At 51.9% G+C, this 16,779-nt stretch carries 14 protein-coding genes and 1 tRNA gene; 6 read left to right on the plus strand and 9 right to left on the minus strand.

What is annotated here, in order from left to right; translation table 11 throughout:
• Positions 1-432: 432 nt before the first annotated feature.
• Positions 433-1,221, minus strand: a complete 789-nt coding sequence (locus LVJ88_RS02695; protein ID WP_085418127.1) for an inositol monophosphatase family protein — start codon at positions 1,219-1,221, stop codon at positions 433-435.
• Positions 1,222-1,302: 81 nt separating this feature from the next.
• On the opposite strand from LVJ88_RS02695, the gene LVJ88_RS02700 reads away from it, so the two are divergent.
• Positions 1,303-2,028 carry a 16S rRNA (uracil(1498)-N(3))-methyltransferase gene (locus LVJ88_RS02700; RefSeq protein ID WP_085418128.1) on the plus strand — a complete coding sequence of 242 codons (726 nt, stop codon included), beginning with the start codon at positions 1,303-1,305 and terminating at the stop codon, positions 2,026-2,028.
• Between the two features lie 178 nt (positions 2,029-2,206).
• On the opposite strand, the gene LVJ88_RS02705 is transcribed toward LVJ88_RS02700, so the two are convergent.
• Entirely contained in the window at positions 2,207-2,671 is a 465-nt protein-coding gene (locus LVJ88_RS02705) for a winged helix-turn-helix transcriptional regulator (protein WP_085356100.1), read from the minus strand.
• A gap of 172 nt (positions 2,672-2,843) precedes the next feature.
• On the opposite strand from LVJ88_RS02705, the gene LVJ88_RS02710 reads away from it, so the two are divergent.
• Positions 2,844-4,100: a D-amino acid dehydrogenase gene (locus tag LVJ88_RS02710; protein WP_085418129.1), complete on the plus strand. Its 1,257-nt coding sequence runs from the start codon at positions 2,844-2,846 to the stop codon at positions 4,098-4,100.
• Between the two features lie 88 nt (positions 4,101-4,188).
• On the opposite strand, the gene LVJ88_RS02715 is transcribed toward LVJ88_RS02710, so the two are convergent.
• Positions 4,189-5,574 carry a hypothetical protein gene (locus tag LVJ88_RS02715; RefSeq protein WP_085418130.1) on the minus strand — a complete coding sequence of 462 codons (1,386 nt, stop codon included), beginning with the start codon at positions 5,572-5,574 and terminating at the stop codon, positions 4,189-4,191.
• A 262-nt stretch (positions 5,575-5,836) separates the two neighbouring features.
• The gene (locus tag LVJ88_RS02720) at positions 5,837-6,976 is read right to left on the minus strand and encodes an endonuclease/exonuclease/phosphatase family protein (protein WP_085418131.1); all 1,140 of its coding nucleotides are present in this window, start codon (positions 6,974-6,976) and stop codon (positions 5,837-5,839) included.
• 225 nt (positions 6,977-7,201) lie between these two features.
• Between LVJ88_RS02720 and LVJ88_RS02725 the strand changes: the two genes are divergently transcribed.
• Positions 7,202-7,399 (plus strand): lipoprotein signal peptidase, encoded by a 198-nt coding sequence (locus LVJ88_RS02725; RefSeq protein WP_231718106.1) that lies wholly within the window; start codon positions 7,202-7,204, stop codon positions 7,397-7,399.
• A gap of 79 nt (positions 7,400-7,478) precedes the next feature.
• On the opposite strand, the gene gcvP is transcribed toward LVJ88_RS02725, so the two are convergent.
• The gene (gene gcvP / locus LVJ88_RS02730; protein WP_085418132.1) at positions 7,479-10,322 is read right to left on the minus strand and encodes an aminomethyl-transferring glycine dehydrogenase; all 2,844 of its coding nucleotides are present in this window, start codon (positions 10,320-10,322) and stop codon (positions 7,479-7,481) included.
• 224 nt (positions 10,323-10,546) lie between these two features.
• Between gcvP and LVJ88_RS02735 the strand changes: the two genes are divergently transcribed.
• Entirely contained in the window at positions 10,547-11,386 is an 840-nt protein-coding gene (locus tag LVJ88_RS02735; protein WP_085418133.1) for a class I SAM-dependent methyltransferase, read from the plus strand.
• Between the two features lie 86 nt (positions 11,387-11,472).
• Here the strand turns inward: LVJ88_RS02735 and LVJ88_RS02740 are convergent, their stop codons facing one another.
• The 3 genes from LVJ88_RS02740 to LVJ88_RS02750 all read right to left on the minus strand — a co-directional run bounded on the left by LVJ88_RS02740 (position 11,473) and on the right by LVJ88_RS02750 (position 13,935).
• Positions 11,473-11,709: a hypothetical protein gene (locus LVJ88_RS02740; RefSeq protein ID WP_085418134.1), complete on the minus strand. Its 237-nt coding sequence runs from the start codon at positions 11,707-11,709 to the stop codon at positions 11,473-11,475.
• Between the two features lie 84 nt (positions 11,710-11,793).
• On the minus strand, positions 11,794-12,828 hold the full coding sequence (gene purM, locus LVJ88_RS02745; protein WP_085418135.1) for a phosphoribosylformylglycinamidine cyclo-ligase: 1,035 nt from the start codon (positions 12,826-12,828) through the stop codon (positions 11,794-11,796).
• Between the two features lie 207 nt (positions 12,829-13,035).
• On the minus strand, positions 13,036-13,935 hold the full coding sequence (locus LVJ88_RS02750) for a recombination-associated protein RdgC (RefSeq protein WP_054599327.1): 900 nt from the start codon (positions 13,933-13,935) through the stop codon (positions 13,036-13,038).
• A gap of 121 nt (positions 13,936-14,056) precedes the next feature.
• Between LVJ88_RS02750 and LVJ88_RS02755 the strand changes: the two genes are divergently transcribed.
• Positions 14,057-14,132 (plus strand) — tRNA-Glu (locus LVJ88_RS02755).
• 193 nt (positions 14,133-14,325) lie between these two features.
• Here LVJ88_RS02755 and trhP read toward each other — a convergent pair.
• Entirely contained in the window at positions 14,326-15,681 is a 1,356-nt protein-coding gene (gene trhP, locus LVJ88_RS02760; RefSeq protein ID WP_085418136.1) for a prephenate-dependent tRNA uridine(34) hydroxylase TrhP, read from the minus strand.
• Between the two features lie 272 nt (positions 15,682-15,953).
• On the opposite strand from trhP, the gene LVJ88_RS02765 reads away from it, so the two are divergent.
• Entirely contained in the window at positions 15,954-16,703 is a 750-nt protein-coding gene (locus tag LVJ88_RS02765) for an amino acid ABC transporter permease (RefSeq protein ID WP_054599324.1), read from the plus strand.
• The last annotated feature ends 76 nt before the right edge of the window (positions 16,704-16,779 follow it).

The raw sequence follows: 16,779 nt of genomic DNA on the forward strand, positions 1-16,779 counted from the left end.
CAAAGGCCGTCTGAAAAATATTTTTTCAGACGGCCTTTTAGGTTTGTTTTGGGAACAGCCGGCAGCAAAAGCATACCGGCTGTTTTTTTTTCCGTGTTTATAAATCAAATATGCAAAATAATTATGTAAATAAAATATTAATAGAATATAGGCATGATTGAACCGCTGATTTTTTTAAGCCATATAAGGCATAAAAAACGCAAAATGCGGGCAAAAAAAACCATTCATACCAAGGGAGAAGTATGAATGGTCAATACATTGCGGGAAAACGTCTTACTGTCTTGGGCTGCCTCAAGGGAGAAAAGGCAACCGCTGCCAGTGCTTTGCATTCTAAACCCAGTTAGCTTTAAATGGGGTTAATCTGTGCAATTATTTTCATTTTTTACGTTCAGTGTTGTTTGTTTGCAAATGGCATAAATAAATTCCAAGCGATTATTGGTTTTCGCGTATCCATTTCAGCCATTTTTCAAACAAATCCGTTTGCAGGCCGGCAATAACCGAGCGTTTGAACACATGCTCGCCGCTCCAGAAAGCGTCGCCTTCCAGCGTGGCCAAGCTGCCGCCCGCTTCTTCAAAAATTAACGCACCGGCAGCGTAATCCCACAATTTTTGACCGCCGTGAACATAAATATCGTAGCGGCCGGCGGCAAGATAACACCAATCAAGCGTGCTGCTGCCCATGCTGCGCAGGCTGCCGAACGGCGCGAGCGTGTTCATGCGGCTGGAGAGCTTGCCGGAACGCAGGTATTTGATTTCCACACCCGCAATGGCTTCGTGCAGCTGCTTGTCGACATGGCGCAAGGGCAGGGGGCGGCCGTTGAGATAAGCGCCTTTTTGGTGTTCGGCGTAGAAACATTCGTCGCTTACGGGGTTGTACACCACGCCGAGTTGGGCGCGGCCGTTGCGGATATAGGCGCACGAAAGCGCGAAATGGGGCAGGCCGTTGATGAAATTGTTGGTGCCGTCGATAGGATCGACCACCCACAGCCCGTCGCGGTTGTGCTGCCATAATTCTTGCTGGCGGCGGGGCGTCATTTCTTCGCCGAGCATGGGGCAGTCGATGATTTCGGGCAGTTTAGCCGCAAATGCCGCCTGTGCCGCCAAATCCGCTTCCGTGAGCAGCGAGCCGTCGGCTTTGCGGCTGATGCTGACATCTAAAAAGCGGGGCATTACTTCGGCACGCGCCACTTCGCGCACCAGCACATGCAGTTTGTCTAACACGATGAATCATCCTTAAATACTTGCTATTTCGGCCTGAAAACGACAATATTAACTTTTTTCTGCCAACGACACCAACCCCGTATGCCGCGCTTTTACGTCCCTTTTGCTTTGCACACCGGCCAAACCGTTGATTTGCCCGACAATGTGGTGCGCCATTTAAATGTGCTGCGCACCCGCATTCATGAAGAAATTGTTTTATTTAACGGAAACGGCAAAGCGTATTCCTCCCGACTGAGTATTTTGGAAAAACGCCGTGCCGAGGCGGAAATTTTGCGCGAAGAGGCTGCCGACAACGAATCTCTGCTGCGGATTACGCTGGTGCAGGCGGTTTCAAGCGGCGAGCGCATGGATTTTACTTTGCAGAAAAGCGTGGAATTGGGCGTAACCGAAATACGGCCTGTGTTGAGCGAACGTTGTGTGGTGCGCTTGAGCGGAGAACGTGCCGACAAGCGTGCCGCGCGTTGGCAGGATATTGTGGTTTCGGCTTGCGAACAAAGCGGCAGAAACAGCGTGCCGCAAGTGCTGCCGCTGCAAAACTACCGCGATGCGCTGGCCTCGCTGCCCGACGACGGCACACGTTTGTTGATGAGCCTGAACCGCGCTTCGGCTTTGAAAGATATTGCGCCGCCTCCGCGCCATGTGGTGCTGATGATCGGCCCCGAAGGCGGTTGGACGGCGGCGGAAGAGCAACAGGCTTTTGATGCGGGATTCCGTTCGATAACCTTAGGGCCGCGGGTATTGCGCACGGAAACGGCTTCGTTGGCAGCGATTGCGGCCATGCAGGTATTATGGGGCGATTTTGCTTGATATTGCGCTTGCGAATGGATAGGGCTGCCGAAATGAATCAGGCCGTCTGAAAGTGCTTTTTCAGACGGCCTCCGGTTTGTGTAGGGCGTTGGGTGTATGAAAAGTGTGTTGGAAAATCCGGCGTAAGCATGGGTGAACAGGTTTGCGGCCGGATATGCGGTTGAGGCCGTCTGAAAACTCAATCCAAGGCCAGCAACACATCTTCTTTCACTTCTTCCATCACCACATAGCTGCGGCTTTCGGCGGCGGCAGGCAGTTGCAGCAGGATGTTGCCGAGCATATCGCGGTAGGCCGACATATCGGGCAGGCGAACTTTGATTAAGTAGTCGTATTCGCCCGACACCAAATGGCATTCCAAAATTTGCGGAATCATCGACACTTCGCGGCGGAAGTCTTCAAAAATATTGCCCGATTTCGAGCGCAGTTTGATTTCCACAAACACCAACAGGCTTTGCCCCAAAGCGTGCGGGTTGAGGTGGGCGTGGTAGCCGGTGATGATGTTTTCACGTTCCAAACGGCGCACGCGCTCGGTTACGGGCGTGGTGGACAGGCCGACTTTTTCAGCCAATTCCGTCATCGGAATGCGGGCGTTTTGTTGCAGGATTTTTAAAATTTTGCGGTCGGTTTTATCCAGTTCTTTCATCAAATTATTCACTATATCCATTCAAATTATCATAATAATAATCTTTTTTACGGCTTAAATAAAGTGAATAAAACTATTAATAATTATTTAGACTTGAAAATACACTACGGATAAAATCGGCGGCTTTATAGCCGTTTTGCGTCAGCACCGAAAGGATGAAAAGAGAAAAACTATGCACGTTATCGTATTGGGCGCAGGCGTGGCAGGCGTGTGCACGGCTTGGTATTTGTTGGAAGCAGGCTGCAAAGTAACGGTTATCGACCGTGCCGACGGCGCGGCCATGGAAACCAGCTTTGCCAACGCAGGCCAACTTTCCTACGGCTATACCACGCCGTGGGCGGCGCCGGGTATTCCCCAAAAGGCGGCAAAATGGTTGTTTAAAAAACACTCGCCGCTGATTTTCAAACCCGACGGCAGCCTGTTTCAACTGCAATGGCTACGGCAGATGCTGGCAAACTGCAATACTGCCAGCTACCACACCAATAAAGAGCGCATGGTGCGGATTTCGGAATACAGCCGCGAAATGTTCCTCCGTTTGGAAGAGCAGACCGGCATCGGCTTCGAAGGCCGCCACAAAGGCACATTGCAGATTTTCCGCAGCCCGCACGAAGTAGAAGCCGCCGCCAAAGATATCGAAGTGCTCGAAGCATACGGCGTGCCTTACCAACGTTTGCGGCCGGAAGAATGCCTGCAATACGAACCTGCTCTGAAAGGCGCGTTGCACAAAATCGCTGGTGCGCTGCATCTGCCCAACGACGCCACCGGCGACTGCCATCTGTTTACCCGAAAACTCGCTGCCATGTGCGCCGAAAAAGGTGCGGAGTTCAAGTTTAACCATACCATCGAGCGCATCGAACATTCAGACGGCCTCATCAAAGCCGTTCACGCAGGCGGGCAGCGTTTTGAAGCCGATGGTTTCGTTTGCGCCCTCGGCAGTTTCAGCCGCCCCGCCTTAACCGAACTGGGGCTGGATTTGCCTGTTTATCCCGTTAAAGGCTACTCGCTCACCATTCCCGTTACCGAAAGCGGTGCCGCGCCCGTTTCCACCATTATCGACGAAACCTACAAAGTGGCGATTACCCGTTTCGACCAACGCATCCGCGTCGGCGGCATGGCCGAATTGTCGGGCTATGCCATCCGTCTCAATCCCGAACGACGCGAAACTTTGGAACTCGTGGTTAAAGACTTATATCCGCACGGCGGCGATTTGGGCAAAGCAACGTTCTGGAGCGGCCTGCGCCCGATGACACCCGACAGCACGCCGATTGTCGGCGCTACCCGCTTCGGCAACCTCTTTACCAACACCGGCCACGGCACGCTGGGCTGGACGATGTCGCTCGGCTCGGCAAAAATCGCCGCCGATTTGGTATGCGGCAAAGCCGCCGAAGTACGCAGCGATGATTTGGGTTTAAGCCGTTACCGCAAATAGTAAAACCGCCAATCTAAAGCAGAGGCCGTCTGAAAAAACTTTCAGACGGCCTTGATACTTGTGGAAGTCTTATTTGGGAACCTAAAAATTAGATACGTTGGGGCATGGGTTGTAGATAATCATCTTTAATGTATAGGCATTTATCGATAACGCTTTTATCTGGCTCTACTAAACTTGGACAGAAAATTTTAATTTTACCTAGATTCCATGCCATATAGCCGAAGAACGCATTGTCTGGATAGTAACTATAAAAATTCTTTTGGTGATTTTGACTTGGTTTAGGTAAAAACTTAAATTCATTGCGCCATAATGATGGGTAATTTGTTTTTAACGGACTTAAGGCTTCGATTTTATTTTTATTTATGTTGTTTAAATTGTTCCACTCAAGATAACGCTTATCCAAGAGATACCAGCGTGCTTGCGATGGCATTTCTATGTAGCCTAAGTTTTGGAACAGATGTTGTTTGAATTTTGCTTCTTCCAGTCCAAAGCTCCATAAAGAGAAAACTACGACAATAATCAAGGGAAGAAACCAAATTAGTTTCTTGATCTTTTTCTCATCTTCTTTGTTTTTAGATAGCTCGAAGCCTACTAATGAAGCTGCGAGAATGGAACTCATAAAGATAAAGAATGCAAATAATCCTAAGTAAAACCAAGATGTAGAATTATCAAACCACTCAATAGTTATACTCAATGCAAAAATAATACTAGATGAGGATATCATATTTATTACAAAATAAATAAAGCTTGACTCAATCCATGAAATAAGGTGGAAATTTTTTACATGTTTTATACATTGGGCATGTGTTATCCACAACATCATAATACATACAAGGATAAAGATTATGAGTAAGAAAGATGGAAAAAACCAACTTTCTAATATAGGCGGTATACGAGATAAAATTTCTTTTTTAAATATAATTAATAAAACAATAATTATATTAATCAGTGTAGTGAAAAATATGGAAATGAGATAAGTTTTTCCTCTTGCTTTAATAATATCTTTATTATTTCCTAAATCATCCTTCAAAAACTCGCTGTTAATGTAGCTTGCTATCATGAACGGTATATACACAGGCACCAAAATAAATAGCATAAAAACAGCAAATAAAATAACAATTGAAAGAAAAATTGAAGGTTGTGAAATAATGTCTACTAGAAGGTGCCTGCTACCAATATCAGCTAGGTAAGTATAGACAGACATGGCCGCAATGACGATTGATATAGAGGATAAAGCTGCAAGTAAGCGGTTCCACTTACTCAGTAATGTCCAAAAATTGTCCTTCTCTTTCTTTTTCTCTACACGCGTTTCCACTATGCCCTCAACAGCTACTTTATTCGTAGCCATTGGTTTGGCTTCTAAATCCTGCAAAATCTGCTGTTTGAGTTCCCGTTTGATTTTTTCCTCAAATTTTGTTGATTCCTGTGTGTCGCTAGAAGATTTTTTTTGCTTAAAGTTAAAAAAACACCTCATTATTATTTACTCCCATGCTTGTAATAAAAAGGGTTGAAATGGCTGAAACGTTTTGCAGTAGTACCATACCAAATTTTCTAGAGTTTCAGCTACTGCTTTAATTGTATAAAGTGTGCTTATTGGCTTTTAAGGCCTTGAACAGTATGGTAATCAAAAGGCCGTCTGAAAATGAGTTTGCGAACTTCGCCAACAACTTTTTCAGACGGCCTTAAATAATGTAAGCAACCTTGATTATTCAAAACCTATTGATGTGTATGCTTCACTATGTTTGCTTCGTGTTTTGCTGCTTACCGTTTTCCGTATATTTCTCGGCAACCACTTCTTTAATCGGTTCCGCTTCGGCGATTTTTTCGCGCGCTTCCTGTTTTTCTTCGCAGTCGGCAGCTTCTTTTTCCTGCACGGCTTCGGCGGCGGGGGCGAATTGGAATTTACCGTACACGGGGAAGTGGTCGGAGCCGATGGTGGGCAGCACTTCGATGCGGCTCATCATGAAGTCGCTGCTGTGGAAAATGTGGTCGAGCGGCCAGCGCAGGAGCGGGTAGCCGGCGTGGAAGGTGCTGTACATGCCGCGGCCTTTGCGGGGGTCGAGCAGGCCGCTGATTTGTTGGAACAGCCGCGAGGTGCGCGACCATGCTACGTCGTTCAGGTCGCCGAACACGAGCACGGAATGGTTGTTTTTTTCGATTTCTTTGCCGACGAGCAGCAGTTCGGCATCGCGGTCGGTGGAGGTGTCGGCTTCGGTGGGGCTGGGCGGCATGGGGTGCAGGCAGTAAATGCGTATCCATTCGCCGGAGCGCAGTTGCAGCTCGGCGGCAATCGAGGGGATGTCTTCGGCAACCCAATGGCGGATTTCGACGTTTTGCAGGGGCAGGCGGCTGTATAGGTGCATGCCGTAAAGGTTGTCGAGCGGGATTTTAACGGTGTAGGTGTAGTCGAGTTCGTGTTCGAGCGGGGCGAGTTGTTGTTCCCACCAGTCGTCGCTTTCTAAAGTGAGCACGACGTCGGGCTGATATTGGCGTACTTGGTTGAGCAGCAGGTCGGCGCGGCGGTTGTGGGTGAGCACGTTGCCGGTAATCAGTGAGATGGTGCGGTCGTTGTCGTCGCCTTTGTACTGGAGCACTTCGGGTTTGCTCAGGCGGGTGTAGGCGGCGATTTCTTTGAGCTGGTAGGCGAAGCAGGCGAGGTTGAGGATTTCAAAGGCGATGAAGAGCGGATGTTCGTGCTGCTGCCAAAGAATGTTCAGCACCACGCACAACAGGCTTACGGCGGCTATCTGCGGGCGGGGAAAGTCGAAGATGCGGAACGTCCAATGGCTGTGGTTGATTAAAGGGAGCAGGGTGGCCAAAATCGGCAACAGCAGCAAGGCAAACAGCAGCCAGTCGGTAAGATCAAATGCGGACATAATATAAAAAGCGGGAAAGAAATGGTGTATCGGGTGGATATTAACGAAAGCCTTGTGATGCTGCAAACCTGTATCGGAAATAATCTGCTTGGGATTGGTGTTTGATGCCGTCTGAAAGCCTGAAAAAGTTTGGTTTCAGACGGCCTCAAGCCTTTGTACAACCGGCAATGGTTCTTAACTATCCGAATCAAAAGCCAAACGTAGGGGAGGATTGCATATCTTCCCCTGCGCAAGCCGTTATGTAGATTGAGACCTTTGCAAAACCCCCGTCTGCGGCGCATTTCTGCGTTGTGCGCTGCTCGCTCGTTTGCCTATCTATATGATATGTCTGCACTCGCTGTGCTGCTACGCCTTGAACTGCATCCACATCTGGGGGTTTTGCAAAGGTCTCAGATTATTTTGTCAAAGTGCCGACCTTATTGAAAAACAAAAGCCGAAGCGCGCTTCAAACACGCTTCGGCTGTTTTACACTGATTCATCAGCTTATCCGCCGATTATCGGTTTACTCTTCATACGCGCTCATCGGCGGGCAGGAGCAGACCAAGTTGCGGTCGCCGTACACATCGTCCACGCGGTTCACGCTCGGCCAGAATTTGTTTTCACGCACATACGGCAGCGGGAACACGGCTTCTTCGCGGGTGTAGGCGCGGTTCCATTCTCCGGCTACGTTAAACGCGGTGTGCGGGGCGTTTACCAGCGGGTTATCGTCTTTCGGCCATACGCCGTTTTGTACTTTCAGCACTTCCTGTTTGATGGATTTCAACGCAGCGATGAAGCGGTCGAGTTCGGCTTTGCTTTCGCTTTCGGTCGGCTCGATCATCAGCGTACCGGCCACGGGGAACGACACGGTGGGGGCGTGGAAGCCGTAGTCCATCAGGCGTTTGGCGATGTCGGTTTCGGTGATGCCGCTTTCGGCTTTAAGCGGACGCAAATCGACGATACATTCGTGCGCAACGCGGCCGTTTTTGCCGGTGTAGAGAATCGGGTAATCCGCGCTCAGTTCTTTGGCCACATAGTTGGCGTTCAGCAATGCCCATTGGGTGGCCTGCTCCATGCCGGTTTTGCCCATCATGGTGATGTACATCCAGGTAATCGGCAGGATGCTGGCGGAGCCGTAGGGCGCGGCGGATACGGCGCTCATGCCGTCGGTTGCGCCTTCTACGGGCGATACGGTGTGGCTAGGGGCGAACGGGGCGAGATGGGCTTTCAAGCCGATGGGGCCCATGCCGGGGCCGCCGCCGCCGTGCGGGATGCAGAAGGTTTTGTGCAGGTTCATGTGCAACACGTCTGCGCCCACTTCGGCGGGCTGCATGATGCCGATTTGGGCGTTCATGTTCGCGCCGTCCATATATACTTGGCCGCCGTGGTCGTGGATGATTTGGCAGATGTCGCGGATGCCTTCTTCGTACACGCCGTGGGTGGAGGGATAGGTAATCATCAGTGCGCCCAAGTTTTGCTGGTGCTCGGCGGCTTTGGCTTTCAGGTCTTCGATATCGACATTGCCTTGCTCGTCGGTTTTCACCACCACCACTTTCATGCCCAACATTTGCGCGGTGGCGGGGTTGGTGCCGTGCGCAGATTGGGGAATCAGGCACACGTCGCGGTCGGGCTGGCCGTTGGCTTCGTGATAGCGGCGGATAGACAGCAAGCCGGTGTATTCGCCTTGCGCGCCGGAGTTCGGCTGGATGGAAATCGCGTCAAATCCGGTGATGGCTTTGAGCTGCTCCTGCAAATCGGTGAGCATCTGCATGTAGCCCGCCACTTGGTCGCGCGGGGCAAACGGGTGGATGCTGCTGAACTCGGGCCAGGTAATCGGCAGCATTTCGCTGGTGGCGTTTAGCTTCATGGTGCAGCTGCCGAGCGAAATCATGCTGCGGTTCATCGCCAAGTCGCGCTCTTCCAGCTTTTTCAAGTAGCGCAGCATTTCGTGTTCGGTGTGGTAGCTGTTGAACACGGGGTGTTGCAGGATGGCGTCTTTTCTCAACAGGCCGTCTGAAAGTTTGGCGGAGGCTTGTTCGGGCAGGCTTTGCGCTTTGCCGGTAAAGAGTTCCACGAGCTTGGCAAAATCGTCGGCGGACGTTTCTTCGTGGAACGCCACGGCCAACACGTTTTCGTTCACTTGGCGCAGGTTGTAGCCCGCGTTTAAGGCGGCCTGATAAATCTCTTTGGCTTTCGCGCCGCAATCTACGGCCACGGTGTCGAAGAACACTTCATGCACCACTTTGAGGCCGTCTGAAACCACCGCGTCGGCAAACGCCGCCGCCAGCGCATGAATGCGGTTGGCAATACGTTTCACCCCTTCTGGGCCGTGGTAAACGGCGTACATGCCCGCCAAGTTGGCCAGCAGAGCCTGCGCGGTACAGATGTTGGAGGTCGCCTTTTCGCGGCGGATGTGCTGCTCGCGGGTCGATAAGGCCATGCGCAGCGCGGGTTTGCCCGAAGCGTCTTTCGATACGCCGATGATGCGGCCGGGTGCCGAGCGTTTGAATTCGTCTTTAAACGAAAAATAAGCCGCGTGCGGGCCGCCGAAACCCATCGGCACGCCGAAACGCTGGGTGTTGCCCAAAGCAATGTCCGCGCCCAAAGAAGCAGGCGATTTCAGCAGCACCAAGCTCATCACGTCGGCCGCCACCGCCACAATCACGCCTTGCTCTTTCAGACGGCCTATCACGGCTTCCAAATCGCGCACATCGCCGTCTTTGCCGACATATTGGAACAGTGCGCCGAAGTATTCGCCTTCGGAGGCCGTCTGAAAATCGCCCACCACCAACTCGAAACCGAAATATTTGGCGCGGGTTTGCATCACGTCCAAAGTTTGCGGATACACGCGCTCGTCCACAAAGAAACGGTTGGATTTCGACTTGCTCACCCGTTTGGCCATCGCCACCGCTTCGGCCGCCGCCGTTGCTTCGTCCAACAGCGACGCGCCCGCTACGTCAAAACCGGTAAGGTCGAGGCACACCTGCTGGAAGTTCAGCAAAGCCTGCAAACGCCCCTGGGCAATCTCCGCCTGATAAGGCGTATAAGCCGTGTACCAGCCCGGGTTTTCCAGTACATTGCGCAAAATCACATTCGGCAGGCGGGTCGGGTAATAGCCCAAGCCGATATAGCTTTTGTTTACCTTGTTTTTCGCCGCCACAGCTTTGAGCTTCGCCAACGCATCGGCCTCGCTCAAGGCTTCGGGCAGATTGAGTTCAGACGGCATACGGATGCTTTTCGGCACGGTGTTGTCGATAAAACTTTCCATGCTGCTTTCGCCGAGGGCTTCCAGCAAAGCCGCTTCGTCTTTAAAGCTGATGTGGCGTGATGCAAATTCGTTTTGGTTGAACAAGTCGTTGAAGTTCATGATTTTTCCTTTGTATTCAATGCAAGGCGGCAGCATCGGGCAGTGCCACCCAAACGCAGGCTATTGTAAACGCTTTTTCGGGTGGCGGGGGCGGGTTAAGGGTATTTAAGAGTATTAAAAGATTGCCCGAAGGTGCGGGAGTACGGCGGGAATGCGTGAGGCCGTCTGAAACGGGTATGTGCTATGATTGAGAATAATTCCTATTAGAGTGGAGGTATATGCTGATGGACGGCAAAATTTCTCCCGATAAAGTCGGCGCTTTATCGGAAACCATGCTGATTACGCTGTGGGCGAAAGCGGTAGAAAACGACCGCGCCGATGCGCTGCTGCGGGACGAGGCGGCCGCACGCATGATGAAGCAGATCGACTACGATTTCAGCACGTTTGCCGGAGCGAAGATGTCGCAACCCGGCTGCTGCGGGCGTGCCGCTTTGATGGACAATGAAATCAAAGGCTTTTTGGCAAAACACCCCGATGCCGTGGTCGTGCAGCTCGGCGCGGGGCTGGATGCGCGTTTTGAGCGTTTGGGCAAACCCGCCGTTACCGCTTGGTATGATTTGGATTTGCCCGAAGTGATTGAACTGCGCCGACAACTGCTGCCGGAAGACGGCAATCATTATCTGGCTGAATCGATGTTTGATGAAAGCTGGATGGACACGGTAGCGGCGCACGGTAAGCCCGTTTTGCTGGTGTTGGAAGGGGTGCTGATGTATTTCGACGTGGTGGAAGTGCAGGCGCTGTTTGCCAAACTGTCGCACAAGCTGCCGGGCGTGGTTGCGGTATTCGATATCGTGCCGGTGTTTGCGGTCGGCAAAGCAAAGCACCATGATGCGTTGGGGAAAATGAATCAAGGCGGCGAACGCCCCGAATTCAAATGGTCGGTGGTTGATGCAGGCGAAATGGAAAAGTGGCTGCCCGGCCTGCGTGTCGAGCATGTGGCTTATTTAAGCGATTGCTGCGGCCACCGCTATCCGTGGATCGCCCGTTTACTTTACCGCACCCGCTGGGGCAAGCGGAATTTAGACCAACGGATTGTGCGTATTGCGTTGGGAGAGGCCGTCTGAACAGCTGATGCGGGGTTGGGCGAAACTTGCATGGCTTGCTTTAGCGAAGCTCGCAAAGCCCGCTTTCAGACGGCATCAGATAGAGATTATTTGAAATTCAAACGTTTAGACCACGTTTTCACAAACTCGGTCAGCTCGGCCACGCTTTCGGGCTTCAGCATCGGGCGGGCTTGTTTGGCCAACGCTTTGGCTTCCTGCAGATTGATTTCGCCTGCGCGGTAGCGTGCCCAATGGGTTTGAACGTAGTCGGACATTTCCTGCTGATGCGTTTCCTGCGTGTGTTTGAGGATAAATTTTAAGGCTTGTTTTTCGATAATGTTCATAGGGTTTAATGGCTTTGATTTGAAGGCAAGGCCGTCTGAAAATGTGTTTTCAGACGGCCTCCGTTTAGTGAAGTAAGCCTGATGTTAGGCCACTTGGGTTTGATGTTCGTCGCCGTTGCGTTCGCGGATTTCGCCCAAACGGTAAACGGTTTCGCCTTGTTCGGCCAAGAATTTCTGCACCGCGTCGGCATCTTCTTTGGCGATGATAACCACCATGCCGATGCCGCAGTTGAAGGTGCGGTACATTTCCTGTTGTGCCACGTTGCCCGCTTGTTGCAGCCATTGGAACAGCTTGGGCATTTCCCATGCTTTGGCGTCGATTTGGGCAACGGTGTTTTCGGGCAGCACGCGCGGTACGTTTTCGGTGATGCCGCCGCCGGTGATGTGCGCCATGCCTTTGATGGTGAACTGTTTCAGCGCGGCGAGAATCGGTTTCACATACAGGCGGGTGGGCGCGATGATGGCTTGGCGCAGGGTTTTGCCGCCGTCGAACGGTGCGTCCAAATCGGGTTGGTCGCGCTCGATGATTTTGCGTACCAATGAATAGCCGTTGGAATGTGCGCCGTTGGAAGCCAAGCCCAGCACCACGTCGCCGGGAACGATGCTGCGGCCGTTGATGACTTGGTCTTTTTCCACCACGCCCACGGCGAAGCCGGCCAAGTCGTATTCGCCTTCGGGATACATGCCGGGCATTTCGGCGGTTTCGCCGCCGATGAGGGCGCAGCCGGATTCTTCGCAGCCTTGGGCGATGCCTTTAATCACGTCGGTGGCGCGGGCAACATCGAGTTTGCCGCAGGCGAAGTAGTCGAGAAAAAACAGCGGCTCTGCGCCTTGCACCAGAATGTCGTTCACGCTCATGGCCACGAGGTCGATGCCCACGGTGTCGTGTTTGTCCCAATCGAAAGCCAGTTTCAGTTTGGTGCCCACGCCGTCGGTGCCGGAAACGAGCACGGGGTTTTGGTATTTTTGGCCGATTTCCACCAGTGCGCCGAAGCCGCCCAAATCGCCCAATACTTCGGGGCGCATGGTGCGTTTGGCAAAAGGTTTGATGTTTTCAACGAGTTGGTCGCCTGCGTCGATATCTACGCCTGCGTCGCGGTAGCTCAATGAATCGCTCATGTTTCGGGCTTTCTGTAAGGGTAAAAATCGCCGCTATTTTACCTGAATTTGCAGAATCATGGTTTGCGGTAGGCAAATAATTTCAGACGGCCTGAGACCTTTGCCCAAACCCGCAAATGGGGTAGAGGCTCCGATAAGCAAAAAAACAGCCGTTGCAATAATCGGCTGTTTCTTTTTGCGGTTTAAGCGGCGGGGGCGGTTTGGCGGTTATTCCTGCCAGCCGCCCAAATAGCCGGCCAATTCTTCAAGCATCGTACTCAAAGCCTCGGTCATCAGGATTTGCGAAGCAAATGTCAGGCTGGCGGCATCGTCGCCGTGGCCTTCGGCTTCTTCCTGCAAAACATCCAGATATTGAATGCGTTTGAGTGTGAAGTCTTGCGTGAGGATAAATGAAATTTGTTCACGCCATATCAGCCCCAGCTGGGTAACGGTTTTGCCGTTTTTCACATGTTGGATAACCTCATCGGCGGTTAAATCCTGTTTGGATACTTTAACCACCGGTGCTACGTCTCCCGTTCCTTTCAGCTCGCAATCGCTGTCCAGTTCGAAGCCGCCTTCGGCCGCGCCGCGCAGCAGCCAGTCGGTCATCAAGCTGCCGGGCGATTGTTTGGCATTGGGCAAACGTGCTTCCAAACCGCCCAATGCTTCGCGCAGTTTGGTCAGCATGCCTTCTGCTTTGGCGGCCGAAGCGTTGTTTATAAAGAGATAGCCGTGTTTGGTGTCGAAAATGGCTTGGGTGCGGCTGCTGCGGGTAAAGGCGCGCGGTAATAAGTCGTCGGTAATTTGTTCTTTTAATTCTTGTTTTTCTTTGCGCCCGACGTTACGGGCTTCTGCGTTCTGTATTTCGGCAACGCGTTCGTCCAAAATATCGCGGATCACGCCTGCCGGTAATACTTTTTCTTCTTTTTTTAATGCCACGCGCCAAGTGTAGTCAGCAGGGAAAACGGTTTCGGGCGAAAAGGAAACCGGAGCGGAAAAACCTTCGCTGAACCAATCCAAACCCATGCACGGCGTGAATTCGGCTTCGTTGAGTTTTTCGGCCAATGTTTCGAGGGCGGGAAGTTTGTCTGTGTTGAGCGGGTAAAAGCTGATTTGTTTGAACCACATGGCATTTCTTTCATATTAAACCGCGGCATTATACCGTAGCGGCAGGCCGTCTGAAAGGCGTTATGCAGGTGTTTTATTGACAAGTGTGTTGCGTATCGGTATAGTTGCGCGTTTCGGTTACGCGCCCATCGTCTAGAGGCCTAGGACACTGCCCTTTCACGGCGGCAACCGGGGTTCGAATCCCCGTGGGCGTGCCAGTTTTCAGAAAAATCCGCTTGAGTACTTAAGCGGATTTTTGTATTTAAATCGGGTTGAAAGATAGGGCGGCAAAGGCCTTGCACCGGTCTTTTGTGAACGATAACAAAACTGCACCTCACAAGTGGGAAGCATCTAACTTGTGAGGTGCAGTTGGTTTTTCAGACGGCCTCGTTGCCGGCCGCCGGATTTGGGTTAGGGATTCATAATCCGCGCAATCAATGCCTTATCTTTACCCTGCATGTTGGGAATCTTTACCTGAATACCGTTGCCGGGCGCGGCATCCACCGCTTCGCCTTTGCGGGTCATGGCGTCCAGCACCAGCGTTTGGTTGCCTTGCGGGTGGATGATTTCAATGGTGTCGCCCACGGCAAAACGGTTTTTCACTTCCACCGTCGCCCAACCGTCGGCATCGATTTCGGTAATCTGGCCCACAAACTGGCTTTGTTTGGCCAGCGAATGGCCGTGCAGGTAGTTTTGGTATTCCTGCGTTTGGTGGCGTTCCAAAAAGCCCGAAGTGTAGCCGCGGTTGGCCAAGCCTTCGAGTTCGGCCAACAGGCTGTAATCAAAGGGCTTTCCGGCAACGGCATCGTCAATCGCTTTGCGGTAGGCTTGGGCGACGCGGGCAACGTAGTAAACCGATTTGGTGCGGCCTTCCACTTTAAGGCTGTCCACACCGATTTCGGTGAGTTTGGCCACTTGCTCGATGGCGCGCAAGTCTTTGGAATTCATAATATAGGTGCCGTGCTCGTCTTCCATAATCGGCATCAGTTCGCCCGGGCGGTTGGCTTCTTCAATCAGGAACACTTTGTTGGCTTCGGGGTGACGCACTTGGCCGTTGATGCCTTCAAATGCGGCATTGGCTTCTTCTTGCGCTTGGTTGAAATTAAAGCCTTGCAACAATTTGGCATCACCCATTTCATCGGTTTCGGCGTTGTGAACCGTGTAGTCCCAGCGGCAGGCGTTGGTGCAGGTGCCTTGGTTGGGGTCGCGGTGGTTGAAGTAGCCGGAAAGCAGGCAGCGGCCGGAATAGGCGATACACAATGCGCCGTGCACGAACACTTCCAATTCAATGTCGGGGCACTGTTGGCGGATTTCGGCGATTTCTTCCATGCTCAATTCGCGCGAGAGGATAATCCGCTCCACGCCGATTTTTTGCCAGAATTTCACGCCCCAGTAGTTGGTGGTGTTGGCCTGTACGGAAAGGTGAATCGGCATTTCCGGCCATTTTTCGCGCACCTGCATAATCAGGCCGGGGTCGGCCATAATCAGCGCGTCGGGTTTCATGGCGATCAGAGGCTCCATGTCGGCCATAAAGGTTTTCAGTTTGGAGTTGTGCGGCAAGGTGTTGACGGTAAGGAAGAATTTTTTACCGCGTTGGTGCGCTTCGTTAATGCCTTGTTCCAGCACCGGCAGTTTGGCGAATTCGTTGTTGCGGGCGCGCAGGGAATAGCGGGGGCTGCCGGCATAAACGGCATCTGCGCCGAAATCGTAGGCGGCGCGCATGCGTTCGAGACCGCCGGCAGGGAGAAGGAGTTCGGGTGATTTCATGATGTGTATTGCTTTTAAAAATAAAATGTTTCAAACGCTTAGGCCGTCTGAAACATAAAACGGACAAGGTGCGGGATTATCCGCCTTTTCGTTTGAGAGGTCAATTTTGAACGGGCTGCGGGTTTTTCAGACGGCCTTATGCAAAGAACGGGGATGGGCCGTCTGAAATAAATCATTTCAAGATGTGTATTTTCTTGTAAAATACTTCGTTTCGTCCGGCACCTGCGTGATGCCGGCTTTCTCTTTCGTTTGAATGGATTTAGAGCCGCAACATGAATTTTCGTTTCGACATTATCCTTGAATATCGCGAGATGTTCATTTACGGCACACTGACCACGCTGGGGCTGACGGTGGCCGCTACTTTGGGCGGTACGGTTTTAGGCTTGTTCGGTGCTTTGGCACGGTTGACCCGTTTTGAAAAAGGCAATGTTTTTGCCCGCTTTTTCGCTTGGTTTTTACGCACCGTATCATTGGTGTATGTAACGCTGTTTCGCGGCACACCCCTATATGTGCAGATTTTTATCTGGTATTTCGTGTGGGCGGTTGCGTTAATCCACCCGACCGACGGCTGGCTCATCCGCGGTGATTTGGCGATTGAGCTGCGCCGCAATTACGGTGCTTTGATTGCAGGTGCTTTGGCGTTAACGGTGAATGCCGGCGCTTATATTACCGAGATTTTCCGCGCAGGTATCCAGTCTATCGACCGCGGGCAGATCGAAGCCGCACGCTCGCTCGGTTTGACTTATCCCCAAGCCATGCGTTATGTGATTTTGCCGCAGGCGTTGCGCCGTATGCTGCCGCCGTTGGCCAATGAGTTTATTACGCTGCTGAAAGACAGCTCGCTGTTGTCGGCAATTGCCGTAACCGAATTGGCTTACGTTCAATCTACCATTTCCGGCCGATATTCGATTTACGATACGCCGCTTTATACTGTTGCGCTGATTTATTTGGTGATGACCATGTGTTTGGGTTGGCTGTTTGCGACTTTGGAAAAACGCTACAATACCGCAGGCCACCGTTAACGGTTTGCATATTGCCCAACTGCATGAATACACTTGAAAAACCCGCTTGCAAAGCCCGATAAATAACGGTTTGGCA

The organism is Neisseria dumasiana, assembly GCF_022870885.1.
Classification (GTDB): domain Bacteria; phylum Pseudomonadota; class Gammaproteobacteria; order Burkholderiales; family Neisseriaceae; genus Neisseria; species Neisseria dumasiana.